This is a genomic window from Cellulomonas gilvus ATCC 13127 (assembly GCF_000218545.1).
Classification (GTDB): Bacteria; Actinomycetota; Actinomycetes; order Actinomycetales; family Cellulomonadaceae; genus Cellulomonas; species Cellulomonas gilvus.
On record NC_015671.1, the window covers coordinates 1,991,095 to 2,009,782 of the forward strand.

The following is an 18,688-nucleotide window of genomic DNA, read 5'->3' on the forward strand; positions in this document are numbered from 1 at the left end:
TCACTGACCGCCCTTCTGGACGAAGCCCCGCACGAACTGCTCGGCGTTCTGCTCCAGCACGTCGTCGATCTCGTCGAGCAGCGCGTCGACCTCGGCGTCCCGGCTCTGCGCGGCGGGCGCGACCGGCGCGGGCGCGTCGTCGACCGGCTCGTCGTCGTCCCGGCGCGGGTTGATCCGCTCCTGACCTGCCATGAGGACCTCCTCGGCGTCGCTGGGTGCTCCTGCGCCCACCCTAGGCCCAAGCCGACGACGACCGCCGCGGGTGGCGCGTGCGCGAGACGCTCCCGACGTCGCCTGCCATGCTGCCCGCCATGACCCACCCGCTCGTCCCACGCCCGCGCGCCCTCGTGCTCGTGCAGGCACGACACCTCCTGCTCGACCCCTCGCGCTGCCCCTGGTGCGGGGCCGGCCTCGCGGGCTCCTGGTGCTCGCTGTGCGGCCTCGACCTGACGGGTCCGGCGGGCGCGGCCGTGTGGGAGGCGTCGCGCGCCGCCGCAGCGGCGCTCGAGCGCCAGGGCGCCGTGGTCGACGATGTGCGACGCACCGCGGCCGCACGCCTCGCGCCGCAGCCGCCGAGCCACGCCCCGACGCAGCCGACGACGCACGCTCGGACGCAGCCGGCCGCGCCCACTCCGGTGCGGCCGGCGCCCCCGGCAGCGGCGCAGGTCGGTGCGGGCCTCGGCGATCTCGTCGGGCCCTGGAGCATGCCGTACCGCCTTCCCGCGGGAGGCTCGCCGGTCTCCTCGCCGGTCCCCCCGCCGCCACCCACGGCCGGACCCGCGTGGCCGCCCGGCCCCGCGCCGCGGTCGCCCCGCGGGGCATGGCCCGTGCAGACCGTGCTCGTCACGCTCGGTGCGGCCCTGCTCGCGCTCGCGAGCCTCGTGTTCCTGGTCTTCACCTGGGAGCTGCTGACGCTCGCCGTGCGGGCGGGTGTGGTCGCGCTCGGCACCGCGGGCGTCCTGACGCTCGCGGTCGTGCTGCGGCGGCGCGGGCTGCGGGCCTCGGCCGAGGCGGTCGCCGCGCTGGGCTCGGCGCTGCTCACGCTCGACGTGTGGGCGCTGTGGGCCACGGGACTGCTCGGTGGTGCCCCCGGGTGGCTCGTCGGCGGCCTCGGCCTGCTCGCGTGCGGCGCGGTGCTCGCGGCCTACGGCGTGCGGACGGGTCTGCGCAGCGCGACGGTCGCCGCGGCGCTCCTCGTGCCGGCCGCTCCCCTGCCGCTCGCGGCCGCCTCGCGGACCGCGGCCGGCGTGCTGGGCGCCCTGCTGCTGGCGTTCGTGCTGACGTCCGCGCGGCACCTGCCGACGGCCCGGGCGCGGGTCGCCGAGCGCCGGGTGCTGACGTGCGCCGCCGTCGCGCTCGCGTCGCTGCTGGCCGTGGTCCAGCTGGTCGCCGTCCGGACCGGCACGCACGGCGGCCGCACCACGGGTGCCGTGCTGGTCGTCGCCCTGGCGCTCGCGTGCCTCGCCGGACTCGCCGCACAGGCGGCGGCCACCCGGGGGGCCGAGGCGCGCGCGTGGGCCGCGGGGTCCGGCGCCCTCGCGGCGCTGACGGCCGCCGTCGCGGTCCCCGCCGTCACCGGCTCGGCGGTCGCGTGGTCCGCGCCCGCCGCGGCGGCCGTCGGTGCTCTGGCCGCGCTGGGCGTGGCCGCACGCGCGGCGAACGGGGTGTCCCAGGCGCCCCGCGCGGGTGTCGCGGCCGGCTCAGCCGACGCGGACGCCACCGCCGGCCGGGACACACCCCCGACGACCGTGGCGGCGGTCGCCGCCGCCGTCACCGCGGGCGCGCTGGCCGTGCCGGAGCTCGGCCTGCTCGCGGTCGTGGCCCTCGCGGCGGTGCTGGAGCCGACACGCGCAACCGACGGCGTCGTCGTGTCCGCCGCGGTGACGATGCTGACCACGGTGCTGCTGGCCGCCGCGCTCGGTGTGCGGCTCTCGCGCGCGCTGCGGCACGTCGCGGTCGCGCTCACGTGCGCCGCCGTGCTCGAGGGCGTCGCGCTCCTCGCCGACGGCGTGGTGAGCGCCGTCGGCGGGTTCGTCGCGGTCGCGGTCGTCGCGCTCGTGGTCCCGCTGCCGCGTCCCTGGCGCGGCCACACGCGTGCGCTCGCCGGGCTCGCGGCGACCGCGGGGCTCGTCGCCGCGGCGCCGGGCGCGGTGGGCGACGCGACGTCGGGCCAGCGCGCGGCGCTGCTCGTGGCCCTGCTGGCCGCAGCGGTCGTCGTCACCGTCTCCGCACGGTGGGGCGGGGCCGCCGTGCGCGCCGCAGGCTCGTGCGTCACGGCCCTGCTCGCGACCGGTGCTGCCGCGACCGCGTGGCGTCTCGGCGGTGGTGACCCGGGCGATGCCGCACTCGTGGCTGCGACGCTCCTGGGCGGGGTCGTCGTCGCGCTCGTGCTGCTGCGTGCGGTCCCGCGCGCACACCGCACGGCGCTGCTCCCCACCGCGGCCGCGGTGCAGGGGCTCACGTGGCTCGCCGCGCTCGCGTCGTGGGCCGAGGGTGGTGCGCACACCGCCGCCCTGGTCGCGCTGGCCACGGCCGCCGCGGCCGAGGCGCTCGCCCTGGCCGCGCTGGGCCGTGGCCGGGTCGGGGCGCTGCCGCGGCTGGTCGCCGCGACGCTCGTCGTCCCGGCGGCGGCCGCGGCGGTGTTCTCGGCGCATCTCGCGGCAGGCGTACCCGGCCGCGCCACGACCTCGCTCGCGGTGGGTGTGCTCGCGTGCGCCGCGGTGCTCGCCGCGCGCGCGCTGGACGGCGGACGGAGCGGGTTCCGTGAGGCGGTCGAGATCAGCGGCGCCGTGGTCGCGGCGGCGGCGCTGCTCGCGGCGCCCTCCCCGGGCGTCGTGACGCTCGAGCTCACGCTCCTGGCCGTCACGGCCGGCGCCGTCGCGCTCGCGCCCGACCGACGCCCGGTGCGCTGGTGGGCGCTGGGCCTGGCCGTGCTCGCGTCGTGGTCCGGTCTCGCGGCACGCGACGTGGGCGTGCCCGAGGCCTACGCCGCGCCGCTGGGCCTCGTGCTCGTCGGTGTCGGGGCCCGCCGGCTGCGTCGCGCGGGGGCCGGTCAGCCCCCGGGGCGGCCGGGTGACGACACGGGCTCGGGCGCCGCGCTGCTCGGCGCCGGTGCGCTGCTCGTCGGCCTGCCGCCCGCGCTGGTGCTGGACCCCGTGGTCGTCGGGACCGTGCACCTCGACCGGGCCGCGACCCTGACCGCCGCGCTCGTGCTGGTCGCGGGGCTCGCGTTCCGGCTCGCGCGCGGTGGCGCGGGTGCGCGCGCGGCGGCACGCACGCTCGCGGCCTGCGTCGCGCTGCTCGTCGCGCTCGGGCCCGTGCGCCGGGCGGCCACCGCGCTCGTCGAGGGTGCACCCGCGGAGGTGTGGGGCCTGGGCGCGGCGCTCGCGCTCGGCCTCGCGACGCTCGCGGCCCACCGCGCCCGCGCACCGCGCGCGGTCGTGCTCACGGGCGTCTGGGCCGCCCTCCTCGTCGCGACCGGGCCGGTCCTGGTGGTCGCGGCCACGGCCCTGACGGACGCCGTGACCCCGCTCGCGCTCGTGCGCGTGGTCGCGGTCGGGGTGCTCGGCACCGCGTGGGCGCTCGTCGGCGTCCGCCGTGCGCATGCCGCCGCGACCGCGCAGGGACTCACGCTGCTCGGGCTCGCGACCGCCTCCGCGGTGGCCGGCGCGGGGTCGCTGCCCGTCGACGGCGTGCTGGCGACCGGCGGTCTGCTCGCGGCCTGCGTGGGCGGCACCTGGCTCGCGCACGACGACCGCGCACGCTCCTGGGCCGCGCTCGGGGGCCCGAGCGCGCTCGTCCTGGCGCCCACGCTGATCGGCCTGCAGATCGCACCCGAGCCGTGGCGGTGGGGTGTCGTGGTCGTCGGCGGCGTCGCCGCGGTCCTGCTCGGCGCGACCAGGCGGCTGCAGGCACCCCTCGTCGTCGGTGGCGTGGTGCTCGCGGTCGAGGTCGCGCTGCAGCTGGTCGCCGCGGCGGCGTCCGTCGTGTCGCACGTCGGCTGGTGGCCGCTGCTGTTCGTCGGGGGTGTCGCGCTCACCGTCGTGGGCGTCACGTACGAGCGCCGCCTGCGCGACGCGCGCGAGGCGACCCGGTACGTCGCACGCCTGCGCTGACCCCGGGCGGACCACCGACCGGATCCGGCGGTCAGGCGCCGAGCGCCGCCAGCAGCGTCGCGGCGTCGGGGCTCGCGTCGAGCAGCGCACCGACGTGCTGCTGCGTCCCGCGCAACGGGTCGCGCATCGGCACGCGCTGCAGCGTCGAGGCACCCGGCACGTCGAACACCACCGAGTCCCACGACGCGGCCGAGATCTGGTCGCCGTACCGGGCGACGGCCTCGCCGCGGAAGAACGCGCGCGTGTCCGTGGGCGGGTGCGCGACCGCACGCTCCACCTCGGCGTCCGTGACCAGGCGCTCGACCGCGCCCGCCCCGAGGAGCCGGTGGTAGAGCCCGCGCTCGGGGCGCAGGTCGGACCACTGCAGGTCCACCGCGGCCAGGCGCGGGTGGTCCCACGGCAGGTTCTCGCGGCGGCGCATGCCCTCGAGCAGACGCAGCTTGGCGAGCCACTCGACCTCACGCGCGCACTCCGACGGGTCGCGTGCCAGCCGGTCGAGCAACGAGCCCCACCGCGTCAGCACGTCCTGCGTCTGCTCGTCGGGCGTGCCGCCGACGTGCGCGAGCGCGGTCCGCACGGCGGTGAGGTACTCCTGCTGCACCTCGAGCGCCGTGAGGCGCCGGCCGTCGGCGAGCTCGACGCGCGCCGTCAGCGTCGGGTCGTGGCTGACCTGGTGCACCGCGCTCACCGGGTCGCGCAGCGCGAGGCGGTCGACCGCCGCGAGCGCTCCCCCCGCGCCGCCCTCGGCGACCGCGCGCTCGATGAGCCACAGCACCAGCGACGTGGTGCCCATGCGCACGTACGTCGCCGCCTCGAGCATCGTCGCGTCGCCCACGATCACGTGCAGGCGGCGCCAGCGCGCCGGGTCCGCATGCGGCTCGTCGCGCGTGTTGACGATCGGCCGGCGCAGCGTCGTCTCGAGCCCGATCTCGGCCTCGACGTAGTCCGCGCGCTGCGAGAGCTGGAAGCCCGCGCGCTCGCCGCGCTGGCCCACCCCCACGCGCCCCGCGCCGGTGAAGACCTGCCGCGTCACGAAGAACGGGATGAGGCGGGCCGCGAGGTCGGTGAACGGCACCGCGCGGTCGACCAGGTAGTTCTCGTGCGTGCCGTACGTCGCGCCCTTGCCGTCGACGTTGTTCTTGTACAGCGCGACGTCCGGCAGCGCGGGCGTCGACGCCAGCGCGCGCACCGCGGCGAGCATCACCTGCTCACCCGCGCGGTCCCAGACCACGGCGTCACGCGGGTTGGTCACCTCGGGCGACGAGTACTCGGGGTGCGCGTGGTCCACGTACAGGCGCGCGCCGTTGGTGAGGATGACGTTGGCGGCGCCCGGGTCCTCGTACTCCTCGACCTGCGGACGTGCGAGCTCCTGCGGCCCGTCGCCCGAGGGTGCGGGCTGCTCGGGGTCGTCCGTGAGCAGCGACGGGTGCGCGGACGCGCGCTGCAGGCGGAACCCGCGCGCGTCCGCGAGCGGGTCCTCGTCGTCGTAGTCCCACCGCGCGCGCGTACGTCCGGACTCGCGGGCCGCGTGCACCGCGACCACGTGGCTGGACAGCAGCATGGGGTTCGCCATCGGCTTGCCGGGCTGCAGCACCCCGTACTCGGTCTCGATGCCCATCACCCGTCGCACGGTCACCGGGCCACCCTACGAGGCGCACGCGCGCGCGGGCCGCGCCATCCGGCCGGCGGACCGGAGGCGCGGCGCCGCACCGCGGCTACAGGTACTGACCCGTGCTCGTCACGGTCTCGATGGTGCGCGAGCCGTCCGTGCCCTTCTTGCCCTGCACGATCGTCCGGATGAACACGATGCGCTCACCCTTCTTGCCGGAGATCCGGGCCCAGTCGTCCGGGTTGGTCGTGTTCGGGAGGTCCTCGTTCTCCTTGAACTCGTCGACGCACGCGGTCAGCAGGTGGTCCACGCGGATCCCGCGCTGACCCGTGGCGAGCAGGTCCTTGATCGCCTGCTTCTTGGCGCGGTCGACGACGTTCTGGATCATCGCGCCGGAGTTGAAGTCCTTGAAGTACAGGACCTCCTTGTCGCCGCTCGCGTACGTGACCTCGAGGAACCGGTTCTCGTCGGTCTCGTTGTACATGCGCTCGACCACGCGCTCGACCATCGCCTCGACCGCGTCGGCCTTGGACCCGCCGTGCTCGGCCAGGTCGTCGGGGTGGATGGGCAGGTCCGCCGTCAGGTACTTGCTGAAGATCTCCTTGGCGCCCTCGGCGTCGGGACGCTCGATCTTGATCTTCACGTCCAGGCGGCCGGGCCGCAGGATCGCGGGGTCGATCATGTCCTCGCGGTTGGACGCGCCGATGACGATGACGTTCTCGAGCCGCTCGACGCCGTCGATCTCCGCGAGCAGCTGCGGCACGATCGTCGTCTCCACGTCCGACGAGACGCCCGTGCCGCGCGTCCGGAACAGCGACTCCATCTCGTCGAAGAACACGACCACCGGGTTGCCCTGCGAGGCCTTCTCCCGGGCACGCGCGAAGATCAGCCGGATGTGCCGCTCGGTCTCGCCCACGTACTTGTTGAGCAGCTCGGGGCCCTTGACGTTGAGGAAGTAGCTGCGCGCCTCGGCGACGTCCTGGCCCTTGGCCTGGGCCGCGGTCGCGGCGAGCGAGTGCGCGACCGCCTTGGCGATCAGCGTCTTGCCGCACCCGGGCGGGCCGTACAGCAGCACGCCCTTGGGCGGCCGCAGGCCGTGCTCGCGGAACAGCTCGGGGTGCAGGAACGGCAGCTCGACCGCGTCCTTGATGGCCTCGATCTGCGGGCCCAGGCCACCGATGTCCTCGTACTCGATGTCCGGGACCTCCTCGAGGACCAGCTCCTCGACCTCGGCGCGCGGGATGACCTCGAACACGAACCCGCTGCGCGAGTCGATCGTGAGCGCGTCGCCCACGCGCACGCCCGCGTCCGAGACCTGGCCCGCGAACCGGACCACGCGCTCCTCGTCGCCGCGGCCCACCACGAGCGCGCGGTGGTGGCCGAGCAGCTCCTTGACCGTGACGATCTCGCCCACGTTCTCGTAGCCGCCCGCCTCGACGACCGTCAGGACCTCGTTGAGCATGACCTCCTGGCCCGGGCGCAGCCGCGTGAGGTCCACCGCGGGGCTGGCCCCGACGTGCATCTTGCGACCCGCGGAGATGACGTCCACCGAGCCGTCGGGACGCGCGCCCAGGAACACCGCGTACGTGCCCGGGGGCTTGGCCAGGTCGTCCACCTGACGCTTGAGCTCGACGATCTGCTCGCGCGCCGCGAGCAGCGCGTCGCTGAGCCGTTCGTTCTTCGCGGCCAGGAGCGCGAGCTCCCGCTGCAGGTCCCGCCCAGCGGCTGTCGGATCCGTCATCGCGTCGGCCTCCTTCGCGTCGGTGTCTCGCGATCGAGGGGGCGCCCCGCGATCATCGGGTCACCGGTGATGATCGAGGATCGTCACCGTGGGGTCGCCACCTTAGCCACAGTGTCGTCCCGTGCCGGGCCGCGTGCAGATGTGTCCATGTGCCCGCGTCGCCGCGGGCGGGAGGCTCAGGCCCCGTCGCGCTCGGGGTGCGCGTCGCGCTGCGCGCGGCGGATCTTCTTGGCGGACGTCTCACGCTCGCCCAGCGACTCCGACGACCACAGCTCGGGGTCCGGGGCGGGCGTGCCGTCCTCGACCACCGGGTAGGAACCCTTGGCCGGACGGCGGCGGCGCAGCGGCGCCTCGACGCCGTCGGCCAGCCGGCGCGTGGTCAGCAGGAAGCCGGTGTGGCCGATCATGCGGTGCTGCGGGCGCACCGCGAGGCCCTCCAGGTGCCAGCCGCGCACCATCGACTCCCACGCCTGCGGCTCGGTGTAGCGACCGTCGGTGCGGACGTCCTCGGCCAACCGGGACAGCTGCGTGGTGGTCGCGACGTAGCAGATGAGCACTCCGCCCGGCGCGAGCGCGTCCGCGACCACCGCGAGGTTCTCCCACGGCGCGAGCATGTCCAGCACCACGCGGTCCACCGTGCCCGGCGCCGCCGCGGTGGGGAGCACGTCCGCCAGGTCGCCCACCGACAGCCGCCAGGCGGGGTGCGGCCCGCCGAAGAAGCCCTCGACGTTGCCGCGCGCGATGTCCGCGAAGTCGGCACGCCGCTCGATCGAGTGCAGCGAGCCGGCGTCCCCGACCGCCCGCAGCAGCGACATGGTCAGCGCACCCGAGCCGACGCCGGCCTCCACGACGACCGCACCCGGGTAGATGTCCGCCATGGTGACGATCTGGCCCGCGTCCTTGGGGTAGACGACCGCCGCACCACGCGGCATGGACAGCACGTGGTCCGCGAGCAGCGGGCGCAGGGCCAGGTACTCGGTGCCGGCGTTCGTCACGACGACCGTCCCCTCCGGTGCGCCGATCAGCTCGTCGTGCCGGAAGTAGCCGCGGTGCGTGTGGAACGTGCCGTCGGGCGTGAGCGTGATGGTGTGCAGGCGCCCGCGCGGGTCCGTCAGCTGCACGCGGTCACCCACGCGGAACGCGCCGCGGCGCTGCGCCGCACCGGTCGCGGACGGCGCCGGCTCCGGTCCGGGTCCGGCCGTGGCTGCGGTGGTGGGTGCGCTGGTGGGTGCGGTGCTGGGCCCTGTGCTGGGCTGCGGGCTGCGGTCCGTGGTCACGACGGGCGAGTCTAGGCGCGGATCGCCGCGACGACGTCGGTCGCCCGGACCACGGCGACCACGCGGCCGTCGACGAGCGCGGCGACCACGGGCGACAGCCGCGTGGTGCGGCTCAGCTCGCGCAGCAGCGGCTCGCCGACGAGCGTGCCGTCGACCTCCGCACCGACGGGCAGCGCCACCGACACGACACCGACCGGCGTCGTCCCCGCCGCGTGCGCGGGCACGCTGGCCGCGGCCTCGCGGTCGACGTACGCGGCGGGGCGGCCGTCCGGCGACAGCACCACGACCTCCGGCGCGTGGGCCGCCGCGGCGACCGCCATCGCGTGCGCGAGCGAGGACTCGTGCCCGACGACGACCGCGGGCCGTCCGACGGACGCGACCGAGACGCCGTCGACGTTGCGCTGCGCACGCGCCGACGTGAGCGCCCCGGACGCGCCGATCCACAGGAAGCCCGCGATCAGCGCACCCCACACCGCGTCGGCGAGCCCGAACGACACGTCGAGCACGCGCGGCGCCACGACCGCCCCGGCGAACAGGAGCACCGCGAACCCCCGGCCGGCCCAGCCCGCGGCGACCGTCCCCGCGTACCGGCTCCCGGTGACGCGCCAGACCGCGGCCTCGAGCAGCCTGCCGCCGTCGAGCGGCAGCCCCGGGAGCAGGTTGAACAGGCCGACGAACCCGTTGGCGACCGCACCCGATCCCACGAGCGCGGCGGCGACCGTCCCGTCGGGCACGAGGCCCGCGGCGAGCGCGCCCCAGAACAGCCCGGCGAGCGCGAGGTTGACCGTGGGGCCCGCGACGGCGACGAGCGCCGTGGTCGCGGGGGTGGGCGCCGCTCCGCCGAACGCGGTGTGACCACCCCACAGGGTCAGCACGAACTCCTGCGGCTGCTGACCCCGGGCGCGCGCGACGAGCCCGTGCGCGAGTTCGTGGAGGAACACCGACGCGAACAGCAGGAGCACGAACGCGAGCGCGACCACGTACGTCGACGCCCCCTCGAGCCCGGTGATGACCCGGACCGACGACGCCGACAGGACGGTCATGACGACGACCGCCAGGAGCCAGCTGGGTGCGAGCACCACGGGCGCGCCGGCCACGCGGCCGATGACCCAGCCGGACGATCGACGGGTGGGCACGCGGGTGTTCACCGGCACAGCCTAGGTGGCGTCGGCCGCGCCGACCGCGGTGGCGCCCGGTGTGGGCGGCGGCGCCTACCCTCGTGCGCGTGACGATCCTCGACGCCCCGACGCCGCCGGCCGAGCCGGAGGTGTCCGCGCCGCCCGCGGGGGACCCGGACGCGGCGGTGGTCGCAGTCGACGCACCGCGAGTCACCCGTCCGGGGCTCTCGCCCTCGCGTGCGGGCGACTTCCTGCAGTGCCCGTTGCTGTTCCGGTTCCGCGTGGTGGACCGCCTGCCCGAGCCGCCGAGCCCGGCGGCGGCACGCGGCACGCTGGTGCACGCGGTGCTGGAGCACCTGTTCGACCTGCCCGCGGTCGAGCGGACGGTGCAGGCCGCCAACGCGATGCTCCCCGGTCGCTGGGCGGAGCTCCTGGCCGAGCGCCCGGAGATCGGCGAGCTGTTCCCCGACGAGGGCGCGCTCGCCGAGTGGCTGACGTCCGCGGAGACGCTGCTGGCCCGGTACTTCACGCTCGAGGACCCGACTCGGGTCGAACCCCGTGAGCGTGAGCTGTTCGTCACGCACGACCTTCCGGAGGGGCCGCAGCTGCGCGGCATCGTCGACCGCGTGGACGTGGCCCCCAACGGGTGGGTGCGCGTCGTCGACTACAAGACGGGCAAGTCGCCGCGCGCGGGCTACGAGAGCGGTGCGATGTTCCAGATGCGGTTCTACGCCTACGTCATCTGGCGCACGCGCGGCGTGCTCCCCAAGCGCCTCCAGCTCGAGTACCTGGGCGACGGCGTGGTGCTGCAGCACGAGCCGACCGAGCCCGAGATGCAGACGTTCGAGGCGCGCATCCGCTCGATCTGGGCGGGCATCCAGGACGCGGCGCGCGCGGACGACTGGCGCCCACGCACGTCACGCCTGTGCGACTGGTGCGCCCACCGGGACCTGTGCCCGCAGTTCGGGGGCACTCCCCCGGCCGCCGACCCCGACGCCGTGGAGCGTGCGACGGGTGTGCGGCCGCACGCCGCGGCACCCGTGGTCGGCTGAGCCCGCGGGTCAGGCGGTCGCGTCGAGCGTGAGCGTGCGCCCGCGCGCCACCTGCTCGAGGACGGCGAGCGAGACCCTGCGCAGGGTGCTCACGCGGCTGAGCCCGGGCCGGTCCTCGACCGGCTGCACGCCCTCGACCACGACGGTCCGGGCACCCGACGCGAGCGCGGACGCCGTGCCCGAGCGCGAGTCCTCGAGCGCGACGCAGCGCTGCACGGGCACATCGAGCGCGCGGGCCGCGGCCAGGTACGGCTCGGGGTCGGGCTTCGGCCGCGCGACCTCGTCGCCCACGACGACCGCGTCGAAGCCGCCCGCGGCCCGCACGAACGGTTCGGCCAGGACCCGGTAGGACGACGTCACGAGCGCCACGGGCACGCCCGCGGCCCGCACCTCCGTGAGCAGCTCGCGGGCCCCGGGCTGCCACGGGACCTCCTGCGCGACCGCTGCCGCGACGTGCGCGGTGAGCTCGTCGACGATCTGCGGGACGGGCAGGTCCACGCCGTGCGCCTGCAGGATCCCGGCCGACGTCGTCATCGACGAACCGACCATCGCGGCGGCGTCAGCGGCGGTCCACGGCACACCGAACCTGCCGGTCAGCGCCATCTCCGCGGCCATCCAGAGCGGTTCGGAGTCGATCAGCGTGCCGTCCATGTCGAACAGCACGGCGGCCAGGGTGCGGGGCTCGTGGGGGTCGGTCGGCACGACGGGCGTCTCCCGGGTGAAGTGGGTGGGCGGTCCGGTCACCCTACGGCGCGCACAGGGCCGCCCCTGCGCCCGCGCCCTACCCTGGGCAGATGACTGCCGAGCCGAGCCACGAGCTGACGCCCGACCGCCCGGTCCTGCTCGCCGCGTTCGAGGGGTGGAACGACGCGGGCGCCGCCGCGACACATGCGCTGGAGCACCTGCACGACGTCTGGGGGGCCGAGCAGGTCGACGAGCTCGACCCCGAGGAGTACCACGACTTCCAGGTGAACCGCCCGCACGTGGGTCTCACCGCGGACGGCTCTCGGGAGATCACCTGGCCGACCACCGCCGTGGCGGTGGCGACCGCACCCCGCTCGGGGCGGCGCGTGATCCTGGTGCACGGCATCGAGCCGTCGATGCGCTGGCGTCGCTACTGCCAGGAGGTGCTGGACATCGCGGCGTCGCTCGACGTCGCGGCGGTCGTCACGGTGGGTGCGCTGCTCGCCGACGTGCCCCACTCCCGGCCCATCCCGGTCACCGCGACGTCCGAGCACGCCCCCACGCGCGAGCAGCTCGGCCTCGAGGCGAGCACGTACGAGGGGCCCACGGGCATCGTCGGCGTGCTGCAGCACGAGGCCCACGCGCGCGGGCTCGCATCGCTGAGCCTGTGGGCCGCGGTGCCGCACTACGTCGCCCACCCGCCGTCGCCCAAGGCGACGCTCGCGCTGCTGCGCCGGATCGAGGAGCTCCTGGGCGAGCCCGTCCCGATGGGCGACCTGCCCGACGAGGCCGCGGCGTGGCAGCAGGGGGTCGACGAGCTCGCGGGTGAGGACGGCGAGATCGGCGAGTACGTCCGCCAGCTCGAGGAGGCCAAGGACACGGTCGACCTGCCCGAGGCCTCGGGCGAGGCGATCGCGCAGGAGTTCGAGCGCTACCTGCGCCGCCGCGACAAGGGCTCCGGCAGCGCCTGAGCCGCTACAGCCGGACGCCGAGCAGCGCGTCGATCGTGCGGGCGGCCAGGCCGGGCGCACCCTCGACGAACCCGGCGCCACCGCGGGCGGACTCGTGCACGGTCCGGGCCGCCCAGTCGTCCATCGCGGCGAGCGCACGCGGCGTGTCCAGGTCCTCGGCCAGCGCGGCGCGCACCTGCGCGAGCAGCGGCTCGGCGTCGACGCCGCCGTTGCCCGACATCGCGTGCCGCCACCGCGCCAGCCGGTGCTGCGCGTCGACGAGGCCCGCGTCGGTCCAGGCCCAGTCACCGCGGTAGTGGTGCGCCAGGATCGCGAGGCGGATCGCCATGGGCTCCACCCCCGCCGCACGCAGCGCCGAGACCAGCACCAGGTTGCCGCGCGACTTGCTCATCTTCTCGCCGTCGAGCCCCACCATCCCGGCGTGCACGTGCACGCGGCCGCCGGTCGCCCCGGGCGAGAGCAGCCGCAGGTGCGACGTGCTCATCTCGTGGTGCGGGAACAGCAGGTCGTTGCCGCCGCCCTCCACGTCGAACGACGCCCCGATCGCCTGCTGGGCGATCACGGCGCACTCGATGTGCCAGCCCGGCCGGCCCGCGCCGAGCGAGCCACCGTCCCAGGAGGGCTCCCCCGGGCGCTCCGCGCGCCACAGCAGCGGGTCGAGCGCGTGGCGCTTTCCGGCACGGTCGGGGTCGCCGCCGCGCTCGGCGAAGAGCGCGGCCATCGCCTCGGGTGCCAGGTGCGCGACGGTCCCGAACGCGTCGTCTACGGCGAGGTCGGCGTACACGTCCTGCCCGGGCCCGCCGGGAACGGGGACCGCGTACGCCGCACCGGCGGCGACCAGCGCCTGCACGGCCGCGACGATCGCGGGCACGGACTCGACCACGCCCGACCAGACGTCGGGCGGGACCACGCCGAGCGCCGTCATGTCCTCGCTGTACAGCGCGATCTGGTCGGCGGCCAGCTCACGCCAGTCGACGTCGGTCGCGGCGGCGCGCTCGAGCAGCGGGTCGTCCACGTCGGTGACGTTGGAGACGTGCCGCACGGTCTTGCCCTCGTCGCGCCAGGCGCGGTGCAGCACGTCGAACGCGACGTACGTGGCCGCGTGGCCCAGGTGCGTCGCGTCGTAGGGCGTGATGCCGCACACGTAGAGGCTCGCGGTCGGTCCGGGTGCGGCGACGACGAGCTCACCCGACGACGAGTCGTGCACGCGGACGGGTCCGCCGTGGCCGGGGAGCTCAGGGATCTGCGGGGCCGGCCAGGTGAGCACCAGCGCAGCCTATCCGGCGCGTCGGCCCCGTCCGCCCGGCGCCCGCGTGACGACCGCGACACAATCGGGCCGTGACGCAGCACCCCGGACGGACCGTGTACGTGCCGAGCGGCGACGGCTGGGCCGTGGCCGACGAGGTCCCGCCGTCCGGTCCCGCGTGGGTGCGGCTCAGCGCGCCGGAGGCGCTGCGCGACGAGGCCCGGGCCCGCGGCGTGAGCGCGCAGGCGCTGCGCATGCTGGACCAGCACGTCCGGGTCACGGACGCGAACGACGGGCGGGGCATGCACCTGCGCGGTCGGGTCAACAGGTCCAACGACGGCGAGCTGCTGCTGTCCATGCCGACCGTGTCCTACGTCGAGTCGACGCGGGACGTCACGACGAGCGCGCTCACGTGCGTGGTCGCGGGTGACGTGATCCTCGCGTGCGAGCGTGGCGACGGCGGTGTGCTCGACCGCGCTGCCGAGAAGCTGTGCGACGGCCTGCCCGTGCCGGACCGCGGCGTGCGTCAGGTGCTCGCGGCGATCGTGCTGACCCTGGTCAACCGGGCCGGCGAGGTCGAGGCGGCCCTGGGTGACGCGGTCGCGCAGGCCGAGCAGGTGGTCTTCTCCGAGGGAGATCCGGGCGCCGACCCGCTCGGGCTCATCTACGGCCTCAAGCGCGAGATCGCCGAGGCCCGGCGCGCCCTCGGGCCGATGACGAGCGCGCTGCCCGAGCTGGAGGCCGAGGCGCAGGCGGCCCCGGGACCGGGACTGCTCCGTCGGCGCGGTTCGGGCGACGCGTCGACCGATACCTGGCTCCGGCGCGTCCGGGAACGGTCGGACAGGATCGACGCGCACCTGGACTCGCACGACGACCTGCTGGACGCGATGCTCACGGTGCACCTGTCACGCGTCTCGGTCCGGCAGAACGAGGACATGCGCAAGATCTCCGCATGGGCCGCGATGATCACGGTCCCCACGATGATCGCGGGCATCTACGGCATGAACTTCCGGCACATGCCCGAGCTCGACTGGGTCCTCGGCTACCCGATGGCGCTCGTCCTGATGGCCGCTGCGTGCGCCGCGCTGTTCCGCGCTTTCCGCCGCTCGGGCTGGCTCTGACGCGCGCTCACCGCCACACGGCGACGACCACGGAGCCGCCTGCCGGGCTGAGCACCATGGCCGCATGCCCCGTGCCGGAGCCGCCGATGGCCCCGGGCCACGTGATGGCCGACGGCGTGGGCAGGTCCGCGGGGGCCCACACGGTGCCGTCGGTGCGGGCCCGCGCGAGCCGTTGCCGATCGCCCGTGCTGCCGGACACCGAGTACAGCGCGAGCGGTTCGGCCTGCGAGCGGTGCACCAGGTCCAGCTCGCCCGCGCGCGTGGTGGCGTCGACCAGGCGCATGCTGCTCCACGTCGCGTCCGAGCCGGAGCCCAGCGCGCGGGCCCGCAAGCCGCCGCCGTCCAGGACCAGGTCCACGCGCCCGCCCGACGCGCCCACCAGACCGCGCAGCACGCCCGAGCCCGACAGGGTCGAGGCGGCGCCCCACGCGGCGGTCGAGGACGCCTTGACGCGTGCCAGCACGCCGGGCCCGGACTGCCGGCCCCACGCGACCACCGACTTGCCCGCGGCCTGGGCGACCTTCACCTGCGAGGCACCCGACGTGAGCGTGGTGAACGACCGGACCGAGGGGAACGTGGTCCGGCCCGCGACCCGGGTGGTGACGACCGCGCGCTTCGTCGGAACGCTGCTCGCCTGGTCGTTGTGCACGAATGCGAGCGAGGCCGCGCCGGACGGGTCGACCGCGAGGTCGACGATGCTGTACTCCTCCTGGCGCAGCGGCCCGCTCGTCACGCCCGTCACGAGCTTCTGGACCGGCGACCAGTCCGCGCCGGCGCCCGCGACGCGCGCGTACAGCGAGCGGTTGTCGGCCCAGGCGACGGTCAGCGTGCCGTTCTTGGCGATGCCCGCGTCGACGGCCTCGAGCCCCTTGATGCTGGTGAGCGGGGACCAGGTCGCACGGCCCGCGGCCCGGCGCAGCACCTGGGCGCCGTTGGACGCGGGCAGGACCACCGCGGCCGAGCCGTCACGTCCGGCGACCACGAACGGGAAGCTCCGTGCGCTGCGCGAGGAGAACACGCGCGCGACCGAGGCCGTCGACGCCCCGGGCCGCATCGTGTACAGCACCGCCGACCACGTGGCCGTGACGTCGCCGAACGACGTGACGGACGCCCGCACGATGTCGACCGAGCCGTCGCCGCCCACGGCCACGCTCGTCGCGACGTGCTGGGGCGAGGCGGGCACGCCCGGGGCCGCGGGGAGCACGCTGGTCACCCACGCGGTGCCCGCCGGCGCGGCACCCGGACCGGCCGGGCGCGCCTGCGCCGCGGTGGGCAGCAGCGCGAGGCACAGCACGACGGCCACGATGCTCGCGAGATGACGTCGCATGGCTCCCCCTCGTCCGGTTCGTCCGTCCCGGCGGAGCGTAGCGCCCGCCCCACCCGAGGTCACGGGTGAGAACCGCCGCGCGGGCTACGGGGTCGCGGTCGCCGGGACGGCGTCGACCGTTCCCGTCACGAGCAGCAGCACGACGACGGCCGCGAGCCCCAGCCGGTACCAGACGAACGGCATGTAGCTGAACGTCGAGACGATCTTGAGGAACGCGATGATCACCAGGTAGCCGACGAAGAACGCGACGAGCGTCGCGAGGACGGTCGCGCCGAGCGCGGGCGTGCCGGGATCGCCGAAGTCGCCGACCGACCCGACCAGCTGGTAGAGGCCCGAGCCGAACACCGCGGGGATCGCGAGCAGGAACGAGTACCGCGCGGCGGCCTCGCGCGTGTAGCCCATGAGCAGACCACCCGTGATGGTGCCGCCCGAGCGCGACACCCCGGGGATGAGCGCGAGCGCCTGCCACAGCCCGAACTGCAGCGCGTGGCGCGGAGTGAGCAGGTCCAGCGGACGCGACTTGCTGCCCACGCGGTCGGCCCAGCCCAGCAGCAGCGCGAACACCACGAGCATGAGCGCCACGAGCCACAGGTTGCGGAACGTCGTCTCGATCGAGTCCTGGAAGGCCAGGCCGAGCACGACGATCGGCACGCTGCCGAGCGCGATGAACCAGGCCATGAGCGCGTCGTGGTCCACCGGCTGCGTACGCGGCGCGCCGAGTCGGGAGCGCAGGTCCGTGCCGTACGTGCCGCGCAGCGCGGCCCACCACGCGAGCACGATCCGCTTGATGTCGCGGCGGAAGTACAGCAGCACCGCCGTCTCGGTGCCGAGCTGCGTGATCGCCGTGAACGCGGCCCCGGGATCACCGCCGCCCAGCAGGTCACCGACGATCCGCAGGTGCGCCGACGAGGACACGGGGAGGAACTCGGTCAGGCCCTGCACGAGTCCCAGGACGATCGCGTCGAACGCACTGATGTCTGCCACGGGCGGCCACGATAGCCGGACTAGGGTTGCGCCCCATGGAGCATCGCCACGTCGGCCGCACGGGCCTGCGCGTGTCCCGGCTGGGCCTGGGCACCATGACCTGGAGCCGGGACACCGACGAGCACGACGCGGCCGAGCAGCTGCGCGAGCTGGTCGAGGCGGGCGGCTCGTTCGTCGACACCGCGGCCTCCTACGCCGACGGCGGGGCCGAGGAGCTGCTGGGCAGCCTGCTCGGCACGCGCTTCGACCGGGCCGACGTGGTGCTGTGCACCAAGGCGGGTGTGCGCCGCACGGGTGACGGCGCGGTGGTCGACGCCTCGCGCGGCGCGCTGCTCGCATCGCTCGACGACTCGTTGCGGCGCCTGGCCACCGACCACGTGGACCTGTTCCTGGTGCAGTCCCCGGACCCGCGCACGCCGCTCGAGGAGACCGCGTCCGCGCTCCGGCTCGCGGTGTCCAGCGGCCGCGCGCGCTACGTGGGCGTCGCCAACCACGCGGGCTGGCAGGTGGCGCGGCTGGCGAGCCTGCTCGACGAGGACGGCATCGGGCTGGCCGCGGTCGAGGCGGAGTACTCGCTGCTGCAGCGCGGGATCGAGCGCGAGGTGGTGCCGGCTGCGCGTGCGCTGGGCGTGGGCGTGCTCGCGTGGTCGCCGCTGGGCCGGGGCGTCCTCACGGGCAAGTACCGCCGCACCATCCCCGCGGACTCGCGCGCGGCCTCGCCGCACCTGGCCGGCTTCGTCCGGCCGTACCTGGACGCGGCCGGCGCGGCGGTGGTCGACGCGCTCGTGCTCGCGGCCGCCGGACTGCAGCGGCAGCCGCTCGAGGTCGCGCTCGCATGGCTCGCGCGCCGCACGCAGGTCGCGTCGGCGATCGTCGGCGCCCGCACGGCCACGCAGCTGCGCGGCGCCCTGGGCGCGGTGGACCTCGAGCTGCCCGACGAGATCGCGCAGGCGCTCGACGACGTCAGCCGACCCGCGATCGGCTACCCCGAGAGGTTCTGAGGCTCAGCGGGTCGCCTCGGCCTCGAGCACGTCGACGTCGTCGTCGCCCGCGTCGTCGTCCTCACCGGCCTCGTCGTCCTCACCGGCCTCGTCGTCCTCGACCTCGTCCGTCCACTCGTCGTCGTCGGCCTCGTCGGCCTCGTCCTCGTCGGCGTCGTCGAAGTCCTCGTCGTCCTCGTCGTCGTCCTCCTCGGCGAGGTAGAACGGCGTGGCCTCGCCGTGCACCGTGCCCAGCGCGTCGTCGTAGACCTCGAACGCGTCGGCCAGGACGTCATAGGCGTCGTCGACGGCCGGGTCGTCCTCGCCCTGACGCGCGACGACGGCGTGGTAGTGCGCCTCGAGCGCAGCGGTCAGACGGTCCAGCGCGGCACGGGGGTCGACGGTCATGCGACGACCGTACCGCCCGTCGGGTGCCCCCGGCAGGGCCAGAGGTCGCGTGCAC

At 75.7% G+C, this 18,688-nt stretch carries 15 protein-coding genes; 5 read left to right on the plus strand and 10 right to left on the minus strand.

Features of this window, described 5'->3' with window-relative positions; all coding sequences use genetic code 11:
- Positions 1 to 192 (minus strand): ubiquitin-like protein Pup, encoded by a 192-nt coding sequence (locus tag CELGI_RS09260; protein WP_013883863.1) that lies wholly within the window; start codon positions 190 to 192, stop codon positions 1 to 3.
- Positions 193 to 311: 119 nt separating this feature from the next.
- On the opposite strand from CELGI_RS09260, the gene CELGI_RS09265 reads away from it, so the two are divergent.
- Positions 312 to 4,115 (plus strand): SCO7613 C-terminal domain-containing membrane protein, encoded by a 3,804-nt coding sequence (locus CELGI_RS09265; RefSeq protein ID WP_150104707.1) that lies wholly within the window; start codon positions 312 to 314, stop codon positions 4,113 to 4,115.
- A gap of 31 nt (positions 4,116 to 4,146) precedes the next feature.
- Here the strand turns inward: CELGI_RS09265 and dop are convergent, their stop codons facing one another.
- The 4 genes from dop to CELGI_RS09285 all read right to left on the minus strand — a co-directional run bounded on the left by dop (position 4,147) and on the right by CELGI_RS09285 (position 9,890).
- Positions 4,147 to 5,751, minus strand: a complete 1,605-nt coding sequence (dop, locus tag CELGI_RS09270) for a depupylase/deamidase Dop (RefSeq protein WP_013883865.1) — start codon at positions 5,749 to 5,751, stop codon at positions 4,147 to 4,149.
- Between the two features lie 79 nt (positions 5,752 to 5,830).
- Complete coding sequence (arc, locus tag CELGI_RS09275) at positions 5,831 to 7,465, minus strand: proteasome ATPase (protein ID WP_013883866.1); 1,635 nt, start codon at positions 7,463 to 7,465, stop codon at positions 5,831 to 5,833.
- A 176-nt stretch (positions 7,466 to 7,641) separates the two neighbouring features.
- Positions 7,642 to 8,742, minus strand: coding sequence for a tRNA (adenine-N1)-methyltransferase (locus CELGI_RS09280; protein WP_013883867.1), 1,101 nt, complete (start codon positions 8,740 to 8,742; stop codon positions 7,642 to 7,644).
- Between the two features lie 11 nt (positions 8,743 to 8,753).
- Positions 8,754 to 9,890, minus strand: coding sequence for a site-2 protease family protein (locus CELGI_RS09285; RefSeq protein WP_013883868.1), 1,137 nt, complete (start codon positions 9,888 to 9,890; stop codon positions 8,754 to 8,756).
- A gap of 155 nt (positions 9,891 to 10,045) precedes the next feature.
- On the opposite strand from CELGI_RS09285, the gene CELGI_RS09290 reads away from it, so the two are divergent.
- On the plus strand, positions 10,046 to 10,912 hold the full coding sequence (locus CELGI_RS09290) for a RecB family exonuclease (RefSeq protein WP_049785617.1): 867 nt from the start codon (positions 10,046 to 10,048) through the stop codon (positions 10,910 to 10,912).
- A gap of 9 nt (positions 10,913 to 10,921) precedes the next feature.
- Here the strand turns inward: CELGI_RS09290 and CELGI_RS09295 are convergent, their stop codons facing one another.
- Positions 10,922 to 11,614, minus strand: a complete 693-nt coding sequence (locus CELGI_RS09295; RefSeq protein WP_013883870.1) for an HAD family hydrolase — start codon at positions 11,612 to 11,614, stop codon at positions 10,922 to 10,924.
- Between the two features lie 92 nt (positions 11,615 to 11,706).
- Between CELGI_RS09295 and CELGI_RS09300 the strand changes: the two genes are divergently transcribed.
- Positions 11,707 to 12,567 (plus strand): PAC2 family protein, encoded by an 861-nt coding sequence (locus tag CELGI_RS09300; protein WP_013883871.1) that lies wholly within the window; start codon positions 11,707 to 11,709, stop codon positions 12,565 to 12,567.
- Positions 12,568 to 12,571: 4 nt separating this feature from the next.
- Here CELGI_RS09300 and mshC read toward each other — a convergent pair whose 3' ends face one another.
- Entirely contained in the window at positions 12,572 to 13,834 is a 1,263-nt protein-coding gene (gene mshC / locus CELGI_RS09305; RefSeq protein WP_013883872.1) for a cysteine--1-D-myo-inosityl 2-amino-2-deoxy-alpha-D-glucopyranoside ligase, read from the minus strand.
- Between the two features lie 71 nt (positions 13,835 to 13,905).
- On the opposite strand from mshC, the gene CELGI_RS16505 reads away from it, so the two are divergent.
- Positions 13,906 to 14,934, plus strand: coding sequence for a magnesium and cobalt transport protein CorA (locus tag CELGI_RS16505; protein ID WP_049785550.1), 1,029 nt, complete (start codon positions 13,906 to 13,908; stop codon positions 14,932 to 14,934).
- A 7-nt stretch (positions 14,935 to 14,941) separates the two neighbouring features.
- Here the strand turns inward: CELGI_RS16505 and CELGI_RS09315 are convergent, their stop codons facing one another.
- Both CELGI_RS09315 and CELGI_RS09320 read right to left on the minus strand, forming a co-directional pair.
- A complete protein-coding gene (locus CELGI_RS09315) occupies positions 14,942 to 16,261 on the minus strand; it encodes a hypothetical protein (protein WP_013883874.1) in 1,320 nt (439 codons plus the stop codon).
- 84 nt (positions 16,262 to 16,345) lie between these two features.
- The gene (locus CELGI_RS09320) at positions 16,346 to 17,236 is read right to left on the minus strand and encodes an undecaprenyl-diphosphate phosphatase (protein ID WP_041574602.1); all 891 of its coding nucleotides are present in this window, start codon (positions 17,234 to 17,236) and stop codon (positions 16,346 to 16,348) included.
- 44 nt (positions 17,237 to 17,280) lie between these two features.
- On the opposite strand from CELGI_RS09320, the gene CELGI_RS09325 reads away from it, so the two are divergent.
- Entirely contained in the window at positions 17,281 to 18,246 is a 966-nt protein-coding gene (locus CELGI_RS09325) for an aldo/keto reductase (protein ID WP_013883876.1), read from the plus strand.
- 3 nt (positions 18,247 to 18,249) lie between these two features.
- Here CELGI_RS09325 and CELGI_RS09330 read toward each other — a convergent pair whose 3' ends face one another.
- Positions 18,250 to 18,633 (minus strand): hypothetical protein, encoded by a 384-nt coding sequence (locus CELGI_RS09330; protein ID WP_013883877.1) that lies wholly within the window; start codon positions 18,631 to 18,633, stop codon positions 18,250 to 18,252.
- Positions 18,634 to 18,688 lie beyond the last annotated feature (55 nt).

Excerpts from the sequence above, each read along its gene's own strand:
- CELGI_RS09330 (WP_013883877.1), bottom strand. The coding sequence starts at position 18,633 with ATGACCGTCGACCCCCGTGCCGCGCTGGACCGTCTGACCGCTGCGCTC.
- CELGI_RS09265 (WP_150104707.1), top strand. The coding sequence starts at position 312 with ATGACCCACCCGCTCGTCCCACGCCCGCGCGCCCTCGTGCTCGTGCAG.
- arc (WP_013883866.1), bottom strand. The coding sequence starts at position 7,465 with ATGACGGATCCGACAGCCGCTGGGCGGGACCTGCAGCGGGAGCTCGCG.
- CELGI_RS09315 (WP_013883874.1), bottom strand. The coding sequence starts at position 16,261 with ATGCGACGTCATCTCGCGAGCATCGTGGCCGTCGTGCTGTGCCTCGCG.
- CELGI_RS09325 (WP_013883876.1), top strand. The coding sequence starts at position 17,281 with ATGGAGCATCGCCACGTCGGCCGCACGGGCCTGCGCGTGTCCCGGCTG.
- CELGI_RS09300 (WP_013883871.1), top strand. The coding sequence starts at position 11,707 with ATGACTGCCGAGCCGAGCCACGAGCTGACGCCCGACCGCCCGGTCCTG.
- CELGI_RS09260 (WP_013883863.1), bottom strand. The coding sequence starts at position 192 with ATGGCAGGTCAGGAGCGGATCAACCCGCGCCGGGACGACGACGAGCCG.